General features: G+C 64.4%; 26 protein-coding genes. 18 read left to right on the top strand and 8 right to left on the bottom strand.

Going from position 1 to position 23574, the window contains the following annotated elements; all coding sequences use genetic code 11:
• The first annotated feature begins 3 nt into the window (after positions 1–3).
• Positions 4–1434, top strand: a complete 1431-nt coding sequence (locus H5P29_RS25230; RefSeq protein ID WP_067964636.1) for an FAD-binding oxidoreductase — start codon at positions 4–6, stop codon at positions 1432–1434.
• A gap of 168 nt (positions 1435–1602) precedes the next feature.
• Positions 1603–2169, top strand: a complete 567-nt coding sequence (locus H5P29_RS25225; protein ID WP_067964634.1) for a DUF6101 family protein — start codon at positions 1603–1605, stop codon at positions 2167–2169.
• 10 nt (positions 2170–2179) lie between these two features.
• Here the strand turns inward: H5P29_RS25225 and ubiA are convergent, their stop codons facing one another.
• The gene (gene ubiA, locus H5P29_RS25220; protein ID WP_067964633.1) at positions 2180–3163 is read right to left on the bottom strand and encodes a 4-hydroxybenzoate octaprenyltransferase; all 984 of its coding nucleotides are present in this window, start codon (positions 3161–3163) and stop codon (positions 2180–2182) included.
• 135 nt (positions 3164–3298) lie between these two features.
• Here ubiA and purD point away from each other — a divergent pair, with 135 nt between their 5' ends.
• Complete coding sequence (gene purD / locus H5P29_RS25215) at positions 3299–4576, top strand: phosphoribosylamine--glycine ligase (protein WP_067966969.1); 1278 nt, start codon at positions 3299–3301, stop codon at positions 4574–4576.
• Positions 4577–4600: 24 nt separating this feature from the next.
• On the opposite strand, the gene H5P29_RS25210 is transcribed toward purD, so the two are convergent.
• The gene (locus H5P29_RS25210) at positions 4601–5806 is read right to left on the bottom strand and encodes a glycoside hydrolase family 25 protein (protein ID WP_083948652.1); all 1206 of its coding nucleotides are present in this window, start codon (positions 5804–5806) and stop codon (positions 4601–4603) included.
• Between the two features lie 72 nt (positions 5807–5878).
• Positions 5879–6094: a hypothetical protein gene (locus tag H5P29_RS25205; RefSeq protein WP_154386820.1), complete on the bottom strand. Its 216-nt coding sequence runs from the start codon at positions 6092–6094 to the stop codon at positions 5879–5881.
• A 174-nt stretch (positions 6095–6268) separates the two neighbouring features.
• On the opposite strand from H5P29_RS25205, the gene H5P29_RS25200 reads away from it, so the two are divergent.
• Together H5P29_RS25200 and H5P29_RS25195 are read left to right on the top strand one after the other, a co-directional pair.
• Complete coding sequence (locus H5P29_RS25200) at positions 6269–8047, top strand: acyl-CoA dehydrogenase (protein ID WP_067964631.1); 1779 nt, start codon at positions 6269–6271, stop codon at positions 8045–8047.
• A gap of 20 nt (positions 8048–8067) precedes the next feature.
• Positions 8068–8820, top strand: a complete 753-nt coding sequence (locus H5P29_RS25195) for a crotonase/enoyl-CoA hydratase family protein (protein WP_067964629.1) — start codon at positions 8068–8070, stop codon at positions 8818–8820.
• Between the two features lie 113 nt (positions 8821–8933).
• Here the strand turns inward: H5P29_RS25195 and pdxH are convergent, their stop codons facing one another.
• Positions 8934–9551 carry a pyridoxamine 5'-phosphate oxidase gene (gene pdxH / locus H5P29_RS25190; protein WP_067964627.1) on the bottom strand — a complete coding sequence of 206 codons (618 nt, stop codon included), beginning with the start codon at positions 9549–9551 and terminating at the stop codon, positions 8934–8936.
• A gap of 41 nt (positions 9552–9592) precedes the next feature.
• Between pdxH and H5P29_RS25185 the strand changes: the two genes are divergently transcribed.
• From H5P29_RS25185 to H5P29_RS25170, 4 genes are all read left to right on the top strand, one after another.
• Positions 9593–10057: an RT0821/Lpp0805 family surface protein gene (locus tag H5P29_RS25185; protein ID WP_067964625.1), complete on the top strand. Its 465-nt coding sequence runs from the start codon at positions 9593–9595 to the stop codon at positions 10055–10057.
• An 88-nt stretch (positions 10058–10145) separates the two neighbouring features.
• Positions 10146–11084, top strand: coding sequence for a DnaJ C-terminal domain-containing protein (locus tag H5P29_RS25180; RefSeq protein ID WP_154386781.1), 939 nt, complete (start codon positions 10146–10148; stop codon positions 11082–11084).
• A 127-nt stretch (positions 11085–11211) separates the two neighbouring features.
• Positions 11212–12030 (top strand): enoyl-ACP reductase FabI, encoded by an 819-nt coding sequence (gene fabI / locus H5P29_RS25175; RefSeq protein ID WP_067964622.1) that lies wholly within the window; start codon positions 11212–11214, stop codon positions 12028–12030.
• 21 nt (positions 12031–12051) lie between these two features.
• Positions 12052–12639, top strand: coding sequence for a histidine phosphatase family protein (locus H5P29_RS25170; protein ID WP_067964620.1), 588 nt, complete (start codon positions 12052–12054; stop codon positions 12637–12639).
• Between the two features lie 20 nt (positions 12640–12659).
• On the opposite strand, the gene H5P29_RS25165 is transcribed toward H5P29_RS25170, so the two are convergent.
• Positions 12660–12908 carry a DUF1344 domain-containing protein gene (locus H5P29_RS25165; RefSeq protein WP_067964618.1) on the bottom strand — a complete coding sequence of 83 codons (249 nt, stop codon included), beginning with the start codon at positions 12906–12908 and terminating at the stop codon, positions 12660–12662.
• Positions 12909–13170: 262 nt separating this feature from the next.
• Here H5P29_RS25165 and aroC point away from each other — a divergent pair, with 262 nt between their 5' ends.
• From aroC to H5P29_RS25150, 3 genes are all read left to right on the top strand, one after another.
• Positions 13171–14271: a chorismate synthase gene (gene aroC, locus H5P29_RS25160; RefSeq protein WP_067964616.1), complete on the top strand. Its 1101-nt coding sequence runs from the start codon at positions 13171–13173 to the stop codon at positions 14269–14271.
• Positions 14272–14389: 118 nt separating this feature from the next.
• Positions 14390–15487 (top strand): 3,4-dihydroxy-2-butanone-4-phosphate synthase, encoded by a 1098-nt coding sequence (gene ribB, locus H5P29_RS25155; RefSeq protein WP_067964613.1) that lies wholly within the window; start codon positions 14390–14392, stop codon positions 15485–15487.
• 122 nt (positions 15488–15609) lie between these two features.
• On the top strand, positions 15610–16593 hold the full coding sequence (locus H5P29_RS25150; protein WP_154386780.1) for a hypothetical protein: 984 nt from the start codon (positions 15610–15612) through the stop codon (positions 16591–16593).
• Between the two features lie 45 nt (positions 16594–16638).
• Here the strand turns inward: H5P29_RS25150 and H5P29_RS25145 are convergent, their stop codons facing one another.
• Together H5P29_RS25145 and H5P29_RS25140 are read right to left on the bottom strand one after the other, a co-directional pair.
• Positions 16639–17847: an MFS transporter gene (locus H5P29_RS25145; RefSeq protein ID WP_083948651.1), complete on the bottom strand. Its 1209-nt coding sequence runs from the start codon at positions 17845–17847 to the stop codon at positions 16639–16641.
• A 107-nt stretch (positions 17848–17954) separates the two neighbouring features.
• Positions 17955–19175 (bottom strand): MFS transporter, encoded by a 1221-nt coding sequence (locus tag H5P29_RS25140; protein WP_154386779.1) that lies wholly within the window; start codon positions 19173–19175, stop codon positions 17955–17957.
• 155 nt (positions 19176–19330) lie between these two features.
• On the opposite strand from H5P29_RS25140, the gene H5P29_RS25135 reads away from it, so the two are divergent.
• From H5P29_RS25135 to H5P29_RS25125, 3 genes are all read left to right on the top strand, one after another.
• Positions 19331–19942: a TetR/AcrR family transcriptional regulator gene (locus H5P29_RS25135; RefSeq protein WP_246670873.1), complete on the top strand. Its 612-nt coding sequence runs from the start codon at positions 19331–19333 to the stop codon at positions 19940–19942.
• 152 nt (positions 19943–20094) lie between these two features.
• Positions 20095–21021 carry a histone deacetylase family protein gene (locus tag H5P29_RS25130; protein ID WP_154386778.1) on the top strand — a complete coding sequence of 309 codons (927 nt, stop codon included), beginning with the start codon at positions 20095–20097 and terminating at the stop codon, positions 21019–21021.
• Positions 21022–21024: 3 nt separating this feature from the next.
• Positions 21025–21276 (top strand): exodeoxyribonuclease VII small subunit, encoded by a 252-nt coding sequence (locus H5P29_RS25125; RefSeq protein WP_067964602.1) that lies wholly within the window; start codon positions 21025–21027, stop codon positions 21274–21276.
• Positions 21277–21287: 11 nt separating this feature from the next.
• Here H5P29_RS25125 and H5P29_RS25120 read toward each other — a convergent pair whose 3' ends face one another.
• Complete coding sequence (locus tag H5P29_RS25120; RefSeq protein WP_067964600.1) at positions 21288–21680, bottom strand: helix-turn-helix domain-containing protein; 393 nt, start codon at positions 21678–21680, stop codon at positions 21288–21290.
• 81 nt (positions 21681–21761) lie between these two features.
• On the opposite strand from H5P29_RS25120, the gene H5P29_RS25115 reads away from it, so the two are divergent.
• The 3 genes from H5P29_RS25115 to H5P29_RS25105 all read left to right on the top strand — a co-directional run bounded on the left by H5P29_RS25115 (position 21762) and on the right by H5P29_RS25105 (position 23495).
• Complete coding sequence (locus tag H5P29_RS25115) at positions 21762–22133, top strand: MAPEG family protein (protein WP_154386777.1); 372 nt, start codon at positions 21762–21764, stop codon at positions 22131–22133.
• Between the two features lie 126 nt (positions 22134–22259).
• On the top strand, positions 22260–22526 hold the full coding sequence (locus H5P29_RS25110) for a DUF2277 domain-containing protein (RefSeq protein ID WP_154386776.1): 267 nt from the start codon (positions 22260–22262) through the stop codon (positions 22524–22526).
• A 48-nt stretch (positions 22527–22574) separates the two neighbouring features.
• Entirely contained in the window at positions 22575–23495 is a 921-nt protein-coding gene (locus H5P29_RS25105; protein WP_067964594.1) for a pirin family protein, read from the top strand.
• The last annotated feature ends 79 nt before the right edge of the window (positions 23496–23574 follow it).

The following is a 23574-nucleotide window of genomic DNA, read 5'->3' as shown; positions in this document are numbered from 1 at the left end:
CATATGCCCCAGAATCTTCCCGGCCTCGACCCCGCGCTTGCCGAGCGCTTCGCTGCCATCGTCGGCCTGCGTCATGCGCTGCGCGCGGAAGGCGACATCGAACCTTATGTGCATGAGCCGCGCGGCCTGTTCACGGGTGCCAGCTCGCTGGTGCTACGCCCGGCAAATGTCGAGGAAGTCAGCGCGATCATGAGGCTCGCCACCGAAACGGGGACGCCGATCGTGCCGCAGGGCGGCAATACCGGCCTCGTCGGCGGCCAGGTGCCGGATCGTTCGGGCGGCCAGATCGTGCTGTCGCTGTCGCGCCTCAACCGCATCCGCGAGATCGATCCGGTCTCCAACACCGTCATTGCCGAGGCCGGCGTCGTGCTCGACGTGCTGCACAAGGCAGCCGACGAGGTCGACCGGCTCTATCCCCTGTCGCTGGCGTCGCAAGGGTCCTGCCAGATTGGCGGCAATCTGTCGTCCAATGCCGGCGGCACCGGCGTGGTGGCCTATGGCAATGCGCGCGAGCTGTGCCTTGGCGTCGAGGTGGTGCTGCCGACCGGCGAGGTGCTCGACGACCTGCGCAAGCTGAAGAAGGACAACACCGGCTACGACCTCAAGAACCTGTTCGTCGGCGCCGAAGGCACGCTCGGGGTCATTACGGCGGCGGTACTGAAGCTCTATCCCAAGCCCAAGGGTCGCGAAGTCGCCTGGGTCGGGCTGGCGTCGCCAGAGGCAGCGCTCGCCTTGTTCGACCGCGCCCAGGACATGGCCGGCAGCGCGCTGACGGCGTTCGAGCTGATCGGCCACCGGCCGATGGAATTTGCCATGCGCCACATTCCCGATGCGCGGCCGCCGCTGGAAGGCGACTGGCCCTGGCAGGTGCTGATGGAAATCTCCTCGGGCCGCTCGGCCGAGGACGCGCGCGCGCTGATCGAGGACATCCTCTCGGCCGGCTTCGAGGCCGAGCAGGTCGGCGATGCGGCGATTGCCGCAAGCGTTGCCCATGCCAACGAGTTCTGGCGCCTGCGCGAGATGCTGCCGGAAACGCAGAAGGTGGAAGGCGCGTCGATCAAGCACGACATCTCTGTGCCGATCGCCAGTATCCCCGCCTTCATCGCACAAGGTGCCGTCGCTGTTGCCAGCGTCTGCCCGGAGGCGCGCGTTGTCTGCTTCGGCCACATGGGTGACGGCAATCTGCACTACAACGTCTCGCAGCCGGTCGGCATGGCAGCCGACGCGTTCCTGGCGCTCTACCGCGACATGAACAAGGCGGTGCACGACGTCGTACGCGCCATGAACGGCTCGATCTCGGCCGAACATGGCATCGGCCAGCTCAAGCGCGATGAGCTCATTGCCACGGCGCCGCCGATCGCCATCGAGCTGATGCGCCGCGTCAAGGCGGCGTTCGATCCCGCCGGCATCATGAACCCCGGCAAGACGATTTGAACGTCTCTGGTGGTATTCCGATAACCATCGCCGAGATCAGCAAAATTTAACCCAATTTCTTAAGCGGGGCGGTAAGGTCACCCCGCTAGTGTCCTTCCTAACGAGACCGGGAAAACTGGTCCGGAGAGACCGGAAACCGGCTCTCAGGAGATAACAGGAAGGCACACCATGAACACCGGACTGAAGCCAGTCTGGGCGGGACGCAACATGCGCCTCGACCCGTTCCGCTTGCCGCAGATGGTCAGCTACGCGACGCGTGACGACCTTGGCGACGTCACCTTCACCATCGATCACCGCGGCGCGGTGATCCGCCGCCTGCTGGCGCTCAGCGGGCTGCCGGCGACGATTGCGCTGCCGGCGCGCGCGTTCCGCGGCGTTGCGGCCCGTGCGATGGAAGACGAGGACCTGAACGTCACGGTGACGCTGGAACTGCTGCACAACGATCCGATGCTGTCTGTGCCGCTTCTGGTCGCCGACGATCTCGACGACGTTGCCGCCGACTGGCGCGCCTGGGCCGACTATTACAGCCTGCCCATGCTGCTGATCGAGGCGGACGGCGTTGCCCGCACGCTCGAGGAGTCGCTCGGAGCGGCGATCAAGACCCTGCCGGCGCAGGACCGACGCAAGGGGCGCGTCTCCAGGATGCGCAGGCCGCGTTTCCTCGCCCGCCGCAAGTCGGGCGCGCTCGGTGTCCGCCTCGTCATCGACGGCGAAGAGATCATCGCCCGGGCGTGACGCAGAGAATCTAGATCAGCGGCTTCAGCGCCACCCAGGCGCCGCCGCAGATCAGGCCGATGAAGATGATCCAGCCGATCTGGCCGTTCGACCTGAACAGCCTGAGGCACTGGTCGGGATTGTCGATGTCGAGCACGACGATCTGCCTGATCATGTGTGCGCCGGCGGCGACAAGGCCGGCGAGTGCCGGCATCGGCACCTGGGCGATGGCAAAGGCCGTCGCAAACAGCATCAACGCCCCGGCATAAAGCCCGAACAGCCATGACTTGGTGTTTTCGCCGAAGAAGCGCGCGGTCGACTTCACGCCGACAAGCGCGTCGTCTTCCTTGTCCTGGTGGGCGTAGATCGTGTCATAGCCGATCACCCACATGATCGAACCGAAATAGAGCAGCACGGCCGGGCCGTCTATGTCGCCGAATTCGGCTGCCCAGCCCATCAGCGCGCCCCAGGAAAAGGCGAGGCCAAGCACGAATTGCGGCCAGTTGGTGATGCGCTTCATGAACGGGTAGATCGCAACAATCGCCAGCGACGAGATGCCGAGCAGAATGGTGAAGCTGTTGAACTGCAACAGAACGACCAGTCCGACAAGCGCCTGCAGCACCAGGAACACCCAAGCCTGACGGCGGCTGACCTGGCCCGAGGGCAGGGGGCGGGAACGCGTGCGCTCGACCTGGGCGTCGATGCCTTCGTCGACGATGTCGTTGTAGGTGCAGCCGGCGCCGCGCATCGCCACCGCTCCGATGAGGAACAGCACCAGGAACGAAGGCGAAGGCAAAAGCGACATCAGGCTGTCACCCGGCCGCGCATAAGCGCTTGCCGCCATCGCCGCCGACCACCAGCATGGCCACAGAAGCAGCACCCAGCCGATCGGCCGGTCCCAGCGCGCGAGCTGGGCGTAAGGCCACAGCCCACGTGGCAAGGCACGGTAGACCCAGTGACCGCTGGGAGCATCGGCGACCCGGCCCTGGCCGGCTTTTGATTGGATCTGTTCCATGTCATGGGAGTGCCAGCGACGTGGGCAGGCGTCAAGCCGACGATTTGTCCGTGTTTGGCAGCGCTGCAGCTTGACCTCGTCCCTCCCGGCCACTAGCGGGTGCATCACGTCAAGCATCGGCAAGAGGTCAAGCGCATGAACATCCTGCTCATCGGTTCCGGCGGCCGCGAACACGCACTGGCCTGGAAGCTTGCGGCCTCGCCGATGCTGACCAGGCTTTATGCCGCGCCGGGCAATCCGGGCATCGCCCGCGAAGCCGAACTGGTGGCGCTCGATATTGCCGACCACGCCGCCGTCGCAGCCTTCTGCAAGGACAAGGCGGTCGACCTCGTCGTTGTCGGCCCTGAAGGGCCGCTGGTCGCCGGCATCGGCGACGACCTGCGGGCAGCCGGCATTCGTGTCTTCGGTCCCTCCAGGGTGGCCGCACAGCTCGAGGGGTCGAAGGGCTTCACCAAGGATCTTTGTGCCCGCTACGGCATTCCGACAGCTGCCTATGGCCGTTTCGACAATGCCGGCGACGCCCGTGCCTATGTCGAGAAGATGGGCGCGCCGATCGTCATCAAGGCCGACGGCCTCGCCGCCGGCAAGGGCGTTACGGTTGCGATGACGCTGGACGAAGCGTTGGAAGCTGTCGACGCCTGTTTCGAGGGTGCCTTCGGTGGTGCCGGCGCATCTGTCGTGGTGGAAGAATTCATGACCGGCGAGGAGGCGAGCTTCTTCTGTCTTTGCGACGGCAAGACGGCGCTGCCGTTCGGAACCGCGCAAGACCACAAGCGTGTTGGCGACGGCGATGTTGGACCGAACACCGGGGGCATGGGAGCCTATTCGCCGGCGCCCGTCATGACGCCCGAACTGATCCAACAGACCATGCGCGAAATCATCGAGCCGACGATGCGCGGCATGGCTGAAATGGGTGCGCCGTTCTCGGGCGTGCTGTTTGCCGGCCTGATGCTGACCGACCAGGGTCCGAAGCTGATCGAATACAACACCCGCTTCGGCGACCCCGAATGCCAGGTGCTGATGATGCGGCTGAAGGAAGACCTTCTCGTGCTGCTCAATGCCGCCGCCGATGGCCAACTCACCCATGTCTCGGCGCGCTGGCGCGACGAGGCGGCGCTGACGGTGGTGATGGCGGCCAAGGGGTATCCGGGCACGCCGGAAAAGGGCTCCGTCATCTCGGGCATCGACAGGGCGGAAGCTGCCGGTGCGCAGGTGTTCCACGCCGGCACCGCCGTCAGCGACGGCAAGATCGTCGCCAATGGCGGCCGCGTGCTGAACGTCACCGCCACGGGCAGCGATGTCAGCGAAGCGCAGCAGAAGGCCTATGCGGCTGTCGACGGGCTCGACTGGCCGGAAGGGTTCTGCCGCCGCGACATCGGCTGGCGTGCGGTCGAGCGCGAACAGCAGAAATAGTCGGCTGGACGCCGGGGCGACCGACTAGCGCTCGGCGCGGTCGCTCTCGGTCGAAGCGGTGGCGACCGGATCGAGCCTTGCGGCGTTCTGGCTGGCCACACGCACCATTTCGTCGCGCCTCAGTGCTGCGAATTCCGCCATGCCGTTGTTGTAGCGGCTGGGTGCCGGTCTGAACGCCGGAAGTGCGCCGAGCACGGCCTTGTCCCAGCTCGAGCGCAGCGTCTCGGCAAGCAGGTCGAGCCGCACCGGATAGGCGACCGAGGCATAGGTGATGCGGCTTTCGCCCTTCAGCCCCTCATCCCTGGCGATCGGCAGCGGCACATTGAGCATGAAGTCGTCTGTCGTTTCGACAAGTTGGCCGAACGGCCAGACCTGGCGCAGGCCTTCGGCGTCCATTGGTGCGACGTTCACATCTATGTCGTTGGGCGTGCCGGCGACGCGGTAGGGGCAGCGGCGTTCTCCGCAATTGGCCTGGGCCGAGAACTGCCACAGCGAATAGCGCTGCCAGTTGCCCTTCGGGAAATGGATGCCGATCTCGGGCTTGTAACGCGCATACCAGAGCGGCAGCCGCGACAGCAGCCGGTAGCGATAGCGGTTGTCGGCGATGTATCTGGAGGTCGTGCCGTTGGTGTAGAGGATCGGATAGCGGCCGGTGCGCAGGAAGATATGGCGCACGAACAACTCGGCGTCCTCGAGCGACATCCATTTGGTCGGATCGTTTTCCTCGATGTCGATCGCCATCAGATCGTCGGGGCCGGGTTCGGCGAAATCGAGGAAGTTCTCGGCCTGCTCGATCGGGTTGCCGGGACGGGCAAGGTGGTAGGCACCCCATTTCAGCCCGAGCGCCTTGGCGACGACCTTGCGCGTGTGGAACAGCTCGCGGGCAACCGCATGTCGTTTCCACAGCGCCTTGCACAGCCTGTAGGCGGTTTCGTCGCCGGAGCAGGAATAGGCCGGGGGCAGTCCGTCGGAGGCCTTGTTGATGAAGCCGACGATGCGCTTGTCGCCCGACAGCTTCTGCCAGTCGATGGAATTGTATTCGTAGGCGTCGATGACCAGCGCCCGGTCGGACTTCTTCCATGGTTCGGAGAAGTCGGAGGCCGCAGCCGGCGCGGGGATGTGGTTTACCCAAGCGGCGGTCAGCGCTGCGAGCGCGAGGCGATGAAATCTAGACGCCAGTCCCCTCAAAAGGCGATCCTCGGTGATCGATATCAGATCGTGGACCGCCATGGTTAAGGAAATGCTGATGCGGCTCCACCGCCTGCAGGTTGAAAGCAAGCGCTTTTGGGGCCGATTGAGGCGTTATTCGAACGGATCGGGGGCGGGCTTGGTCGGCAGCGTGCCTTCGGCCGCGCGCTTGCGGTGATGGGCAAGCGAGCATTTCGGCGAGCACAGTATGCCGCGATCGGTCCAGTAGGCGGCGCCGTCTTCGATCTTGCCGCCGTGATACCAGAAGCCCTCGGAACGGTAGGGCAGGCCGCATTCGATGCAGCTGAAGGTGTCGGGCCGGGCGAGCATGGCGTCCTCGATGATTTTTGCCGGTTCTACCAAGCCGCACGCCTTGGCGCAAAGTGTGATGAAATTTGACGTTTACGTAAAAAGTCACTTCCCCTCGGCTCGGGAAGGCGGCTAGTGTGGAGGCCAAGCGGTGGTGAGGCCGCAAGCAGATCGTCAGGTGCAGGAGGAAGCATCATGTACCGCGCCCCGGTGGAAGAGATAGCGTTCGCGCTGAAGCATGTTGCCGGCCTCAAGGCCGCCATGGATGCCGGCACTTTCGGCGACCTTGGCGAGGATCTGGTCGACGCCATCCTTGGCGAGGCCGGGCGTTTCGCCAGCGAGGAGGTCGCGCCGCTCTACAAGGTCGGCGACCGCACCGGCGCCAAGCTCCGCGATGGGGCCGTCACCATGCCGCCGGGCTGGAAGGAGCTTTACAGGCACTGGACCGAAGGCGGCTGGAACAGCCTGAACGGCCCCGAGGAATATGGCGGGCAGGGCCTGCCGACGATGATGGGCGTGGCGACGCTCGAAATGTGGAACTCGGCTTCGATGGCTTTCGGCATCGGACCGACGCTGTCGATGGGCGCGGTCGAGGCGCTGGAAAAGCACGCATCGGAAGACCTGAAGTCGGCCTATCTGGCCAAGCTCGTCTCCGGCGAGTGGATGGGCACGATGAACCTGACCGAACCGCAGGCCGGTTCCGATCTGGCCGCCTTGCGCACCCGCGCCGAACGGTCGGGCGACGGCACCTATCGCATCTACGGCCAGAAGATCTTCATCACCTATGGCGAGCACGACTTCACCGACAATATTGTCCATCTGGTGCTAGCGCGATTGCCCGATGCGCCGGCCGGCACACGCGGCATCTCGCTGTTTTTGGTGCCGAAATTCCTGCTCAACGAAGACGGTACGCCAGGTGCGCGCAACGACGTGTTCTGCTCTGGTATCGAGGAGAAGCTCGGCATCCACGCCTCTCCGACCTGCACGATGATCTATGGCGACGGCTTCGCCAAGGGCCGCGAACCGGGCGCTGTCGGCTGGCTGATCGGCGAGGAAAACCGCGGGCTCGCCTGCATGTTCACGATGATGAACAATGCCCGCCTGCTGGTCGGCATTCAGGGCGTGGCGGTTGCCGAGACGGCGTTCCAGAAGGCGCTCGCCTATGCCAATGAACGCCGCCAGGGCAAGGCGTCGTCCTACTCGGGCGAAGGCATGGCGCCGATCGTCCATCACCCCGACGTGCAGCGCAATCTTCTGACGATGAAGGCGCTGACCCAGGCCGCACGCGCCATCGCCTATTCCTGCGCCCATGCCATCGACATGGCGCGGGTGTCGACCGGCGCCGACAAGGCGCATTGGCAGGACCGCGCCAATCTGCTGACGCCGCTGGCGAAAGCATTCTCCACCGATGTCGGCGTCGACGTTGCTTCGCTTGGCGTGCAGATCCACGGCGGCATGGGCTTCATCGAGGAAACGGGTGCGGCTGCCCTTTTGCGCGATGCCCGCATCGCCCCGATCTATGAGGGCACCAACGGCATCCAGGCGATCGACCTCGTCACCCGCAAGCTGCCGCTCGGCAATGGCGAGCATGTCTTCGGCTATGTTGGCGAACTCGATGGCATAGCCATTGCCGTCGCTGCGATGAACAGCGAGGCCTATGGCCGAACGGCGCTCATTCTCGAGCAGGCGCTCGACGACCTCCAGAGCGTCACGCGTCATCTGCAGAAGCAGCTTGGCGACGGCCGAACGGACGATGCGTTGGCCGGGGCCACGCCTTATCTCCGGCTGTTCTCCTTGGTCGCCGGTGGCGCATATCTGGCGCGCGCCGCACTCGCCGACGGCGACGAGCGGCGCATCGCGCTGTGCCGGTTCTTTGCCGAAAACCTGCTTGGCGAGACCGCAGCACTCAAGGACCGTATCACCGGCGGCACGGCAAGCCTTGCCGCCGCCGCCAAAGCGCTGATCTCGGCGTAGCTTCTGGGACGAGGACCGACGTGACCGACCACATTCTCATCGAGCGGCAAGGTGCCGTGCAGATCATCCGGATGAACCGTCCGGACAAGAAGAACGCCATCACCCGCGCGATGTATGCCGAGATGGCGGCGGCACTCGTCGCCGGCGACAAAGATCCGGCCGTGCGCTGCCACGTCTTCCTGGGCGTGCCGGGCGCGTTTTCGTCGGGCAATGACCTCGCCGACTTCATGGCGATCGCCACGGGCGGTGAGGGCGGCGGCGAGGTGTGGGAGTTCCTGCTCGCTTTGGCCGGCACCGAAAAGCCTGTCGTCTCGGGCGTCGACGGCATTGCGGTGGGCATCGGCACGACGATCAACCTGCATTGCGACCTGACCTTCGCCACGCCGCGCACGATGTTCCGCACGCCCTTCGTCGATCTCGGGCTGGTGCCCGAGGCAGGCTCGAGCCTGATCGCGCCGCAGTTGCTCGGCCTGCAGGGCGCCTTTGCCCTGCTCGGTCTGGGCGAGGGCTTCCCGGCCGAACGCGCGCTCGCTGCCGGGCTGATCTACAAGGTTGTGGCGGAAGACGAGCTCGAAGCAGCGACATTGGCAGCTGCCGGTGAAATCGCGGCCAAGCCGCCCGAGGCGCTCAAGATCGCACGCGACCTGATGCGCGGCGACCGGACAAAACTCGTCGAGCGCATCAAGGAAGAGGGCGCGCATTTCCGCGCCCGGCTGAAGTCGGACGAGGCGCGTGCCGCACTCGTCGCCTTCATGACGCGCAAGAAGGGCTGACCCTTACCCGTCAGGGTCGGCGAACCGAAGCAGGGCGAACGGCTGGAGCGCGCTTCATCACCCCCAGCCCCTCCGCTTCAGGAGCGACCCTCCCCACAAGGGGAAGGTGAGAATCACGGATAGAGCCGATCCTTGTCCCAGCCACCGTCTGCCGTGCGCGTGAAGACGACGCGGTCGTGCAGGCGGAAGGGGCGGTCGTGCCAGAATTCGATCTGGCTCGGCACGATGCGGAAACCCGACCAGTGCGGCGGGCGCGGGATGTCGCCGATGACGTGCCGGGCGGTGTATTCGGCGACGGCCTTTTCCAGCGCGAAACGGCTTTCGAGCGGGCGCGACTGCTTCGAGGCCCAGGCGCCGATGCGGCTGCCGCGTGGGCGCGAGGCGAAATACTCGTCCGCCTCTGCATCGGTGACGATTTCGACCGGACCGCGCACACGGACCTGGCGGCGCAGCGATTTCCAGTGGAAACACATCGCGGCTTTCATGGTGGCGAGGATTTCGCGACCCTTGGCGCTTTCGAAATTGGTGTAGAAGACGAAGCCATGTTCGTCGAATCCCTTGAGCAGCACCATACGCACGTCAGGCAGTCCGTCGGTATCGACGGTGGCCAGCGCCAATGCGGTGGGGTCGTTGGGTTCGCTGGCCGTGGCGTCCTTCAGCCAGGAGGCAAAGAGCTGGAAAGGCTCCGCAGCCTCCGTGAAGTCACCGCTTTTTAACTCTGTGTCCGTCATAGCTTTACTCGACCTGCCATTTCCGACCGGGAGAATGCCTATTGTCGCGCTTCGCGCAAGCCTTTGAGGGCCATTGCCTCCCACAATTCGGGTTCCGATCCTTCAAGGTGTTGCTGCTGCTCGGCCTGACGACGATCAGCGGGTGTGGCGCCGGCGGCTTCAGCCTCGAAAAGGCGGAGGTCGACCGCAGCCTCGTCACCAGCAAGGTTCCCGACGACGCGAACAGGACCACAGACGCGAATCGACTGTCCGACGAGACGACGATCCGCAACGCGGTTTCATCCGTCGACGTCGACGAGATGAAAGGCCAGCCGATTCCCTGGGCCAATGCCGAAACCGGTTCGCGCGGCGCGATCACGGCGCTTGTCGAAAGCAAGGAACGGGGCGTGCTGTGCCGCGAATTCGCCGTTTCGCGCGAGAGCTTCGACGGGGTCGGCCTGTTCAGGGGCGAGGTCTGCGCCGCCGGTTCGGGCACCTGGCAGATGCTGTCTTTCGCGCCCGCCTGACGGTTGCGGCGTTCAGCCTCTGGAATTTCTTCCTAGCCGAGCGCATATAGGAAGCAACAAACCCTTTTCTCTCTCGTGGATTGATGTAATGCGCGACCCCTATGAGGTGCTGGGCGTTGCCAAGAACGCCTCGGCCAAGGACATAAAGGCGGCTTTCCGCAAGCTCGCCAAGAAACACCATCCGGACCAGAATCCGGACGATCCCAAGGCCAAGGAGCGTTTTGCCGCCGCCAACCAGGCCTATGAGATTCTCGGCGACGAGAAGAAGAAGACGGCTTTCGACCACGGCGAGATCGACGCCGAGGGCAAGCCGCGCTTCCATGGCTTCGAAGGTGCTGGCGGCGGCGACCCGTTCGGCGGCTTCCGCCGCCAGCAGGCGGGACCCGGTGGGTCGCGTTTCGAGTTCCGCTCGGGCGGCCCGGGTGGCGCGTCCTTCGACGCCGGCGACATCTTCAGCCAGATCTTCGGCGATTCCTTCGGCCAGCGTGGTCATGGTGCCGGCATGGGCGGAGGCGCGGGTGCCCAGCGCGCGCAGCCGGGCGGCGACGTCAATGTCACGCTCGACGTCACCATCGAAGAGGCAGCGACCGCACCCAAGGTGACGGCGATGTTCCCCGATGGCCGCAAGATGGCGGTGAAGCTGCCGGAATTCGTCGAGGACGGCCAGACGATCAGGCTCAAGGGCCAGGGCGAGCAGGGCCTTGGCGGCGCCGGCGACGCGCTGGTCAAGATCAGGTTCCGTCGCCATCCGCGCTACCGCGTCGAGGGCAGAGATCTGCATGTCGACCTGCCGGTGAGCCTCAAGGAGGCGGTGCTCGGCACCAAGGCGGCGGTGGAAACACCGACCGGTCGGCTGGCGGTGAAGATCCCCGAATGGTCGAGTTCCGACAAGGTGCTGCGCCTCAAGGGCCGCGGCTTGCCGGAAAAGGCAGGCGGTCACGGCGACTTCTATGCCCATGTCCGCGTCATGCTGCCCGAAGGCGGCGATGCGGCACTCGAGGAATTGATGCGCAAGTCTGCCGACTGACGCAAGGCTTGCGTCATCTTTGCGGTCCATGGCCCTGGCTGCGACGAAGGTCGCATGAAAGCTTGAAGGTGCAGGTTGCCTATGCGATAGGCTCTGCAAAACAGTCAAAGCATTGGAGTGCGCTCATATGGCGGGTGGACAGGGCCTGATGGCCGGCAAGCGCGGCCTTATTCTCGGCGTCGCCAACAACAGATCGATTGCCTGGGGAATTGCCAAGGCCTGCGCCGACCAGGGCGCGGAGCTTGCCTTCACCTATCAGGGCGATGCGCTGAAGAAGCGCGTCGAGCCGCTGGCCGCCGAAATCGGCGCGTTCGTCTGCGGACATTGCGACGTCACCGACATGGCCACCATCGATGCCTGCTTCGAGACGCTGGAAAAGAAGTGGGGCAAGCTCGACTTCGTCGTCCATGCCATCGGCTTCTCCGACAAGGACGAGCTGACCGGCCGATATGTCGACACCAGCCATGCCAACTTCCTGCGCACCATGGACATCTCGGTCTATTCCTTCACCGCTGTCGCCCAGCGCGCCGAGAAGCTGATGACCGATGGCGGCTCGATGCTGACCATGACCTATTACGGCGCCGAAAAGGTGATGCCGAACTACAATGTCATGGGCGTTGCCAAGGCAGCTCTCGAGGCGAGCGTGAAGTATCTCGCCGTCGACCTCGGCCCGAAGGCGATCCGCGTTAACGCGATTTCCGCCGGCCCGATCAAGACGCTTGCCGCCTCCGGCATCGACGACTTCCGCTACATTCTGAAGTGGAACGAGTACAACGCGCCGCTGCGCCGCACCGTTTCGATCGAGGAGGTCGGCGATTCTGCGCTCTACTTCCTGTCGAACCTGTCGCGCGGCGTCACCGGCGAAGTGCACCACGTCGATTCCGGCTACCACGTCGTCGGCATGAAGGCCGTCGATGCGCCTGACATCGCAGCCGTGAAGGACTGATCCTTCCCGAACAGCATCGCCATGATCCCGCTCCTCTATGTCGTGCGCCATGGCCAGACGCCATGGAACGCCGAGCAGCGGCTGCAAGGGCAGGCCGACATCGACATCGATGCGGTCGGGCGCGAGCAGGCCGATCGCAACGGCCGCCGGCTTGCAGAGCTGATCGCTGATCCCAAGGCCTTCGATTTCATCGCGAGCCCGATGCGGCGCACCCGCGAGACCATGGAACGGGCGCGGACAGTGATGGGGCTCGATCCCATGGCCTACCGCACCGATCCGCGCCTCGTCGAAGTGAACTTCGGCGACTGGCAGGGCTTCACCTTCGCCGAGCTTGAGGCACGCCTGCCGGGCGCCAGCACGGCGCGCAAACACGACAAGTGGGATTTCGTTCCGCCGGGCGAAGAAGCCGAGAGCTACGAGATGCTGGCCTGCCGCATCCGTCCGTGGCTCGTCGAGCTTACGCAGCCGACGGTCTGCGTCACCCATGGCGGCGTGATGCGCGCGATCTTCCGGCTTGTCGAAGCCCTGCCCAAAAACAAAGCCGCGGCCCTGGAGATCCCCCAAGACCGCGTGCTGAGAGTGCAGGATGGCCGCCTCGACTGGCTGTAAAGCCCGAGGCCCGATTTCTGTTACTGCGGCAGTTCCATGTCGGTGATCAGGTTCTCGCCCTCGACCACGTCATAAGCGAGCAGGATGTCCATGCCCGGCTTGATGTTCTCGACGTCGAACTCGCCCGGCAGCTTGTAGGACTTGCCGTTGGAAAGCGTGATGGTGGACTTTTCCTTGTCGACCGACTTGACCTGACCTTCGGCTTCGGCAGCGAGCGCAGCGCCAGACATCATCAGCACGGCGGCAACGGCGCCAATAAGGGTACGCATTGTCGTCCTCTTTTTTCTGCGCCCCGCAAGGCGAGGCAAAATGTTAACGAGCGGTTGGAAGGAAGCAGAAACCAACCGAATGTGTCAAAACTAAAACTGCTGCGATCACGGTTTGACCACCGTTAATGCAGCCAATTGACCGCTTCGGGCCCATGCCGATACACAAAAGATGCCTGCCATCGGAGGGTTTGAGGCCGAAAAGCAATTTTACTTTTCAGGGGCATGCGTTAGAACGCGGCCATATCCGGAAAGGCCCGCTTGCATGTCGCACAACACCTTCGGCCATCTGTTTCGCGTCACCACCTGGGGTGAGAGCCATGGGCCGGCGCTTGGCTGTGTCGTCGACGGCTGCCCGCCCGGCATCCGCTTCACGCTGAAGGACATCCAGGACGAGCTCGACAAGCGCAAGCCCGGCCAGTCGCGCTTCGTCACCCAGCGCCGCGAGCCCGACGAGGTCAAGGTGCTGTCGGGCGTCGTCACGGACGACGACGGCGAGACCCTGATCTCGACCGGCACGCCGATCTCGATGCTGATCGAGAATGTCGACCAGCGCTCCAAGGATTATGGCGAGATCGCGCGGCAGTATCGACCCGGCCATGCCGACTACGCCTATGACGTCAAATATGGCCTGCGCGATCATCGCGGCGGTGGCCGTTCCTCGGCGCGCGAGACGGCGGCGCGCGTCGCTGCCGGCGCGATCGCCCGCAAGATCGTGCCCGGGCTGGTGGTGCGCGGCGCGCTGGTGTCGATGGGCACCAGGTCGATCGATCGCGCCAACTGGAACTGGGATTTCATCGGCAGCGCCGAAAACCCGTTCTTTACGCCGGACCCCGCCTCGGTCCAGGTCTTCGCCGACTATCTCGACGGCATCCGCAAGGCCGGATCGTCGGTCGGTGCGGTCATCGAGATCGTCGCAGAGGGTGTGCCGGCCGGCCTTGGCGCGCCGATCTATGCCAAGCTCGACCAGGACATCGCCTCCAATCTGATGTCGATCAACGCCGTCAAGGGCGTCGAGATCGGCAACGGCTTCGAGGCCGCGCGCATAACAGGCGAAGAGAATGCCGACGAGATGCGCATGGGCAATGACGGCACACCGCTGTTCCTGTCCAACAATGCCGGCGGCATACTGGGCGGCATTTCGACCGGACAGGACGTGATCGCGCGTTTCGCCGTCAAGCCGACATCCTCGATTCTGACGCCGCGCAAATCGATCGACAAGGACGGCAAGGACGTCGACGTCATGACCAAGGGCCGCCACGACCCGTGCGTCGGCATCCGCGCCGTGCCGATCGGCGAGGCCATGGTCGCCTGCGCCATCGCCGACCATTATCTGCGCCACCGCGGCCAGACCGGCAGAATCTAGGGGCAGGGGGAAACGGGGCAGCTGGGCAATTCTCCCAAGCTGCAAAAAACCCTACTGCCTTGCCGCCCGAATGACCTAATCTGCTCCACACCAACCACACGCACCGAGTGACCACGCCATGCCATACGACCAGAAGAAAGTTGTCGAAGCGCTGCGCGCCTTCGAGCGCGGCGAGATCGTGGTCGTCATGGACGATGACGGGCGCGAGAACGAAGGCGACCTGATCGTTGCCGCCGTCCACTGCACGGCGGAAAAGATGGCCTTCATCGTGCGCCACACCTCCGGCATCGTCTGCACGCCGATGCTCAAGGAAGACGCCCGGCGCCTCAACCTTGCGCCGATGGTGGCCGACAACGATTCTGCCCACACCACCGCCTTCACCGTCAGCGTCGACTTCAAGCATGGCACCACGACGGGCATTTCGGCCGACGACCGCACGCTGACCGTGCGCAACCTGGCCAATCCCAACGCCGGCGGCGGCGACTTCGTCCGCCCGGGGCACATCTTCCCGCTGATCGCGCGCGAAGGCGGTGTGCTGATGCGTTCGGGCCATACCGAAGCCGCGGTCGACCTGTGCAAGCTTGCCGGTCTGCCGCCGGTCGGCGTGATTTCGGAACTGGTCAATGACGACGGCACGGTCATGCGCGGCCCGCAGGTCGCGTCCTTTGCCGAAAAGAACGGGCTGCAGCAGGTGTCCGTCGCCGACCTGATCGCCTATCGCCAGCGCCAGGAGACGCTGATCGAACGGGTCAACGCCTTCGAAATTGACACTCCGGCCGGCAAGGCCAAGGCCATCACCTACACGTTGCCGTGGGATTCGATGCATCATCTCGCCATCGTCTTCGGCGACATCCGCGACGGCGAAGAAGTGCCGGTGCGCCTGCACACCGAGGACGTCGTCACCGACGTGTTCGGTACCAGCAACAAGCTTGCCGACATCATGAAGACCTTCGGCGAGTGCAAGCGCGGTGTCATCGTCTATCTGCGCGAGGGCTCGGTCGGCGTCTCCAATCTCGGCCGCAACCGCCCGTCGGCGGAGCGCGAGGACCACGAAGAGGCGCGCCGGCGCGAGGATGAATGGCGCCAGATCGGCCTCGGCGCGCAGATCCTCAAGGATCTCGGCATCTCGTCGATCAACCTGGTCGCCTCGCGCGAACGCCACTATGTCGGCCTCGAAGGTTTCGGCATCCGCATCGCCAAGACCGAAATCCGCTGATTTCGGCACGCCTGCGGGGTAAAATGCCCCTAGCCGGGCGCGGATTGGCTCATCCCTCATGGTGATTGACATCCGCCTGATGCGGCGCATCCTCCTGTCCACCTCTTAGGGGAGAGTCGGGTATGTGGGATTTCAGCATCGGCCAGAGCCTGGCGATCATGGCACGCACCTGGCCGTTCATCGTGCTGCGCATGGTCGTCTATTTCGGCATCACGCTCGCCTATATCGTGGCAATGGGAGCGGGCGCCGGCGTCGGCTACGGCGTCGGCCACATCGCAACCGACCCTGAAGGGCCGGTTTCATTCGCCGTCTGGGGTGGCATCGCCGGCTTCGGCGTGGTGTCGGTCGCGGTCTACTGGATCCGCGAATACATCCTCTACATCGTCAAGGCCGGGCATATCGCCGTGATGGTCCATCTGATCGACGGGCGCGAGATTCCCGGCGGCCAGAACCAGATTTCCTATGCCCGCGAGGTCGTCACCGAACGCTTCACCGAAGCCAGCGTGCTGTTTGTGCTCGACCAGCTGGTGAAGGGCGTGATCCGCACCATCACCGGGCTGATCGGCGGCATCGCCGCTTTCCTGCCGATCCCCGGCCTCGACGGGCTCGTGCGGTTTCTCAACACCATCGTCCGCATGTCGCTGACCTATGTCGACGAGATCATCCTCGGCTACAACATCCGCATCGGCAGCAACTCGCCCTGGCAGAGCGCGCGGCAGGGCGTGGTGCTCTATGCCCAGAACGGCTCGACCATGATCAAGAACGCGGTCTGGCTGTCGCTCGTCGTCTGGGTCGTGTCGCTGTTCATCTTCCTGTTCATGCTGGCACCCGCAGGCGCCATTCTCTACTTCATGCCGGGCGAAATGGGCGGCTGGGCATTCGTGCTGGCGATCGTCTTTGCCTGGGCGTTCAAATCGGCGCTGATCGAACCCTTTGCCGTGGCATCGCTGATGCAGGTCTATTTCAAGGTCATCGAAGGCCAGGTGCCCAATCCGGAATGGGACCGGAAGCTGGAAGAGGCGTCGTCGAAGTTCCGCGAGCTCAAGGAAAAGGCTTTTGGCTCAGGCGAAGCGTCGCGCTGGGACGGGTCGGCAAAGAACGTCTGAAGGCAAAAGGCACGGTCCGCTGGTGCGTGCCGTGCCGTGAACCGTCTATTCGGCCGGAGCCGGGACGAGGCGCGACGTCGAACGCCGGAAGCTGGCTTGGCCGACAAGGGTGACGGCAAGGGCGATGAAGCCGGCGAGCATCGAGACGAAGAAGCCGCTGGTCGGGCCGAGATTGTCGATGAACCAGCCCGATGCCGAGGACCCTGCGGCCATGCCGATGCCGATGCCGGTGATTGCCCAGGTCATGCCTTCGGTGAGCTTGGACGACGGAACGATCTTTTCCACCAGCGCCATCGAGATGATGATGGTCGGCGAGACGGCGACGCCGGCGACGAACAGCACCACGGCCAGTGTCGGGATGCTGGCGACCATCATCAGCGGCAAGGTGGTGAGGGCGGCCAGTGCGATCGCCAGCAGCAACTGGCGCGGCAAGGCAAGCTTGAGCTTCAGCGCGCCGAAGGCGAGGCCGGCGACAAGCGAGCCGGCGGCATAGGCCGACAGCGCAAAACCGGCGGAGGCCTTGTCGCCCTGGGCTTCGGCAAAGGCGACGGCGGTCACTTCGGCGGTGCCGAAAATGGCGCCGATGGCGATCAGCGTCAGCACCAGGATCTGCAGCGAGCCGAGCCGGATGACCGACTTGCCGCCTGATTTATCCTGGGCGTGGACCGGCGGTTCCGTCGACGTCTGGGCCGCAAAGAGGAAATTGCCCAGCGCAAGCAGCGTCGTGGCGACAAGCGGACCGGCTTCCGGAAACAGGCCGACGCTGAGGCCGATGGCAACGATCGGGCCAGTCATGAAGATGACCTCGTCGACGACCGACTCGAAGGCAAAGGCGGTGTGCAGCTTCTGCGAGCCACGGTAGATATGTGTCCAGCGCGCGCGCACGAAAGCGCTCATGCTCGGCATGGTGCCGGCAAGCACGGCAAACAGGAACAGCGTCCAGCTCGGCGCGCGATAGTGGGTCGCGAGCATCAGGCTTGAGAGCGCCGCGACGGCGACGATGGTGCCGGGGATCAGGATGCGGCGCTGGCCGTAGCGATCGACGAGGCGCGACACCTGCGGTGCGATCAGCGCGTTGGAAAATGCAAATGTCGCGGCCACCGCACCGGCGAGCCAATATTCGCCATGGGTTTCCGAGAGCATCGTGACGATGCCGAGCGTGATCATCGACAGCGGCAGCCGGGCGATGAAGCCTGTGGCGGAGAACGCCTTGGCGCCGGGCGCTTTGAAGATTTCGTTGTAGGGATTGCGCATTTGGATCACCGGGAGGGCAGATATCTGAAATTTCATATACAGTCGAGCCGCCTGAAGAGGCGGCTCGTTGGCACAGATGGGAGAGGCTTGACTGGGGCTGTGCTGCCTCATTCGGCTGCTTGTGGTACGGCTTGCGGCAATTCGACTTCGCCCGCGCCGGCGAGTGCTTTCTGACCGAGAAGGACGACGAGTAGGGAGATCGTGCCCGCGGCCACCGACACCCAGAAGCCGTTCTGGGCGCCGAAATTGTCGACCACCCAGCCCGCCACGAAGGCACCCAGCGCCATGCCGATGCCGATGCCGGTCATCACCCAGGTGATGCCTTCGGTCAGCATGGCTTCCGGCACCCGCCGCTCGATCAGGCCGAAGGCCATGATGAAGGTGGGCGAGATGGCGACACCGCTGACGAAGATGGCAAGTGCCAGCAGCGGCACCGTGTCGGCGACAAGCAATGGCAGCGTGGTCAGCGCCACGACCGCGATCGACATGGCAAGCAGGCGCTGCTTCGGGGCCTTGAGATTGAGCGCGCCGACGATCAGGCCGACAATGAGCGAACCGGCGGCATAGACGCCGATGACGAGGCTTGCTGCGGTGGGCTGGCCGAGTTCCTTGGTGATCGCCACGGCGCTGACCTCGGCGGTGGCGAAGATCGCACCGACGAAGATGAGCGCAAGCGTGATGATCTGGACCGGGCGCAGCGCGATGGCCGAACCGACACTTGCAAGTTCAGGCGCTTTGACCCTGGGCTCGCTCGACCGCTGCATCAGGAAAGCTGCCATGCCGACGGCGAGGAACAGCGTGCTGACCAGCATGCCGGCTTCCGGGAACAAGGCGACGCTCAGGCCAACCGAAAGCGAGGCACCGGTGATGTAGACCATTTCGTCGGCGACGGATTCAAAGGCGAAGGCGGTATTGAGTTCGGGGCGGTCGCGGAAGATCTCGGTCCAGCGGGCCCGCACCATGGCCGACATGCTCGGCATGGCGGCGGCGATGAAGGCCGAGACGAACAGGGTCCAGACCGGCCAGTCATAGCGGGTGGCAATGAGCAGGACGGCAAAGGCGAGGATGGAGATGATGGTGGTGGGCAGAGCCACCGATGTCTGGCCGAGCCTGTCGATCCGGCGCGAAATCTGTGGTGCGGCGAAAGCATTGGTCAGCGCGAAGGTGGCCGAGACCGCACCGGCCAGCCAGTATTCGCCGCGTGTCTGCGACAGCATTGCGACGATGCCGATAGGGGCCATGGCGATCGGCAGACGGGCGATGAATGCCGCCGCCGCGAAGCCTTTGGTCCCGGGAACTCTGAATATCTCAGCGTAAGGATTGTGCATCGGAGCACTCCTGGAATTTCGAGGGTGCGCCACTTACATACGTGGCGTATGTCAATGAGATAATTGCATACGCGACGTATGTCAATTACCATGGATGTCATGTCGAGAAAAATATACGCGACGTATGTGGATGGCGGCGCGACAAGGAAGAGGCGATGAAGGCGGCACACAAACCCCGAAGCGAAATGATTGCCGAAACGCGCGCCAAGCTGATCGCAGCCGCGCGCCGGGCTTTTGCGACGACGGGCTATGCGAATGCATCGATGGACGATTTCACTGCCGAGGCCGGGCTGACGCGCGGCGCGCTGTATCACCACTTCGGCGACAAGAAAGGGTTGTTCGAGGCCGTGCTCGCCCAGATCGACCAGGAAATGTGCGTACGCCTCAATGAGATCTCGGCCAGGGCCAAGACGCGCTGGCAAGGCTTCCTCGACGAGAACATCGCTTATGTCGAAATGGCGCTCGAGCCGGAAATCCAGCGCATCGTCCTGCGCGACGGGCCGGCGGTGCTCGGCGATCCGGCGCAATGGCCCAACGCCAATGCCTGTATTTCGGCGATCACGGCGAACCTCGTCGCGCTGAAGGCGGAGGGCCTTGTCCGCGACATCGATCCGGAAGCGATGGCGCGGCTGATCAGCGGCGCTTCATTGTATGCCGCCCAGTGGATCGCCAATTCCGACGATCCCGGCGCGACGTCGATCAAGGCTGTGAAAGCGTTTCGCGCGCTGATGGAGGGCCTGCTGGTATCGGGCAAGCCCGCCAACTGAACTTTTCGGCAGCAACTGGACATGCCGGTGCCGCGATCTTCGGCTCCTCTTGCCGATCCGGCCGTGGGGCTCATCAGTCAGCGGCCGCTGTTTTCCCCAAGGCTTTGACAGCTATGCGTGGTCTGGCCGGCCATTGCTGATAAGGTGCGGCGATGACCACGCGGCTCTACACGCACCCGATCTACCTCGAACACCTGACGACGCCGGGGCATCCCGAGCGGCCCGACAGGCTGCGCGCCATCGAGCGCGCGCTCGACGACGAGGCGTTCGAGATGCTCGATCGTGTCGAGGCGCCGACGGGCGACGAGCGCACGATTGCCTACGCCCACCCCGAGAATTTTGTCGAAAGCGTCCGCCGGCAGGTGCCGGTGGAGGGATTTGCCAGAATCGATGGCGACACCACGCTCAGCCCGAAAAGCTGGCAGGCGGCACTGACTGCCATCGGCGCGGCCAATGCCGCTGTCGACGACGTCTTTTCCGGCAGGGCAGCCAACGTCTTCGTCGCCTCGCGGCCGCCCGGCCACCATGCCGAGAAGGCGACCGCGATGGGCTTTTGCCTGTTCAACAATGCGGCGATTGCGGCGCGCCATGCCCAGCGCGACCATGGTGCGGAGCGCGTGGCGATCGTCGATTGGGACGTCCATCACGGCAACGGCACCCAGGACATCTTCTGGGACGACCCCAGCGTGCTCTACTGCTCGACACACCAGATGCCGCTGTTTCCAGGCACGGGCGCAAAAAGCGAGACGGGTGTCGGCAACATCGTCAACGCGCCGCTCGCCCCAGACACCGGCAGTGATCATTTCCGCGAGGCATTCCGCTCGCGCGTTCTGCCGGCGCTCACCCGATTCGCGCCCGACCTGATCATCATCTCGGCCGGTTTCGACGCGCACCATCGCGACCCGCTGGCCGAGATCAACCTCACCGAAGCCGATTTCGACTGGGCGACCGGGCAATTGATGGACAGTGCCGCGCGCCATTCATCGAACCGTCTGGTCAGCCTGCTCGAGGGCGGCTACGACCTGCATGGGCTGGCCTTCTCAGTGGCCGCCCACGTTTCGCGCCTCATGAAAGGATGATCCATGGCCGTCGAGCCCAATGACGAAATCAAGGCGATGAGCTTCGAGCAGGCGCTCGCGGCATTGGAAAAGATCGTCGACGACCTCGAACGCGGCGACGTGCCGCTCGACCAGTCGATCAAGATCTACGAGCGCGGCGAGGCGCTGAAGGCGCATTGCGACCGCTTGCTGAAGGCCGCCGAGGACAAGGTCGAGAAGATCCGCCTGTCGCGCGACGGCAAGCCGGTCGGCACGGAGCCGCTCGACGGCGAGTAGAGCCGTCCAGTTCAGTCCGCGGCGGCATCGCCGTCGCGGACGTCGAAATCGCCGGGCCGGGCCGCGTAGAAGCGATCCGGCGGTGTCCAGCGGTCCGGCAGCTGGCTTTCGCCCCAGCGGGCCAGCTCCTGCACCACGGGAATGAGTGCAGCCCCTCTGGCAGTCAATGCATAGGCGCCCCGGATGGAGCCCTGGCGCGGTAAGGATTGCCTGATGAGACCGGCATCTTCCAGCCGGCGCAGCCTTTCGGCCAGGATGTTGGTCGAGATTTTCTCCGGCGTGGACAACAGGTCCGAATAGCTGGTCGCCCCCATCACCATCGCCCTGACGATCACCAGCGACCACTTGTCGCCGATGATGTCGAGCGCTGACGCGATGGGGCAGCCGGAGCGAAACTGGGTCATGGCGGCACTTTGGATTTTTAACTTGCAAAATGCAAGTGAGAAGTGATTAGCTGCGGTAATGCTCGTCGGGGAGGACCTGTCATGTTGCCGATAACGTCGATGACTTCAGCACTCGCCGCCGTGGCCCTTGTCGTTCTCAGCATCCGGGTCAGCCTGCGCCGCAAGACAGTCGGCGTGAAGATCGGCCACAGCGAGGATGTCGTCCTGATGCGGCGCATCCGCGCCCAGGGCAATTTCATCGAATATGTGCCGCTCGCCCTGATCCTGCTCGCCCTTGCCGAATACCGCCAGGCGCCGGCGGCGATGCTGTGGACGATCGCCGGACTGCTGATCATCGGCCGTAGCCTCCACCTTGCAGGCATATTGACCGCGCGGACGCCGTTGAGCGCGCCCGGCATGATTGGCACCTATGGCGCGCTGCTCGTCGGCGCCGCGGCGCTCATCCTGGGATGACGCCCCTCGTTCGGAGGATGCCCCTTCGCTGACGGCGGTCGCGGCCGACCGAACGGCTTGACCTCGCGGCACGTTGCGCCCAGTTATGGACAACCCACACCGTTGGTGAAAACCCGGGAGCAGGCGATGTGCCGCAACATCAAGACATTGTTCAATTTCGACCCGCCGGCGACGCATGACGAGATCCGTGACGCAGCCTTGCAGTTCGTGCGCAAGCTGAGCGGAACGACCAAACCTTCAAAGAAGAACGAAGAGGCCTTCAACCGCGCCGTCGACACCATCGCCGAGGCAGCGCACGAGATGCTGCATGCGATGGAAACGCACCAGCATCCGCGCAACCGCGACGAAGAGGCCGCCAAGGCCAAGGCCCGTTCGGCGCTGCGATTTGCCTGAGTGCCAGCTCTTGTGACCGCCGTGCTGCAATCACTCTAGGAGGCGACCATGAGCTTCTTTCCTGCCGAAGACCCGACGCCGGGCGATGCCTTTTCCTGCGACCAGCTCGAACTGATGGTCATCCCCAACGCCAAGGACATCGACGGCTTCCAGGTGCGCCGGGCATTGCCGACGGCAAAGCGTCGCCTGGTCGGGCCGTTCATCTTCTTCGACCGCATGGGCCCGGCAATCCTCAGGGCAGGGCATGCGCTGGATGTGCGTCCACACCCCCATATCGGGCTTGCGACCGTCACCTATCTGTTCGACGGCAAGATCCGCCACCGGGATTCGCTCGGCACCGAGATGGTCATTGCGCCCGGCGACGTAAACCTGATGACGGCGGGCCGCGGCATCGTCCATTCCGAGCGCACGCCGGAAGAGCTGCGCGGCGCGCCGATGTCGGTGTCCGGGCTGCAGACGTGGCTGGCGCTGCCCGACGGCAAGGAAGAGGTCGCGCCGCTGTTCGAGAACACGGCTGCGGCCGAGCTGCCGACGTTCGAGGCCGACGGGGTCAGCGGGCGGCTGGTGATCGGCGCGTTCAAGGGCCTGACGTCGCCGGTACGCCAGGCCTCCGACACGCTCTATGCCGACATCAGGCTGGCGCCCGGTGCCAGGATCAAGATTCCGGCCGACGCCGAGGAGCGTGCCATCTACACGCTGGGCGGCGAGATCGACATCCTTGGCGATCGTTTCCCGATCGAGCGGCTTTTGGTGTTCAGGCCCGGCGACGAGATCGTCGTGGGTTCGGAGACGGGTGCGCATTTCATGCTGTTCGGCGGCGCCTCGCTCGGCTCCAAGCGCTACATCTGGTGGAATTTCGTCTCGTCGTCGAAGGAGCGCATCGAAGAGGCGAAGAACGAATGGAAGACCGGCCGCTTCGATATCGTTCCCGGTGACGAGGAGGAGTTCATCCCGTTGCCCGAGAGCTGACGGGCAGGCGTGAGGCCGGCCCGCGTCACCGCCACGCATTTACTTTCCAAGCATGCGGTCGTATCTGCCGGGTGGTTAA

Source organism: Aminobacter sp. MDW-2, assembly GCF_014250155.1.
Lineage (GTDB): Bacteria > Pseudomonadota > Alphaproteobacteria > Rhizobiales > Rhizobiaceae > Aminobacter > Aminobacter ciceronei.
This window is presented reverse-complemented; position numbering and strand designations above follow the sequence as displayed.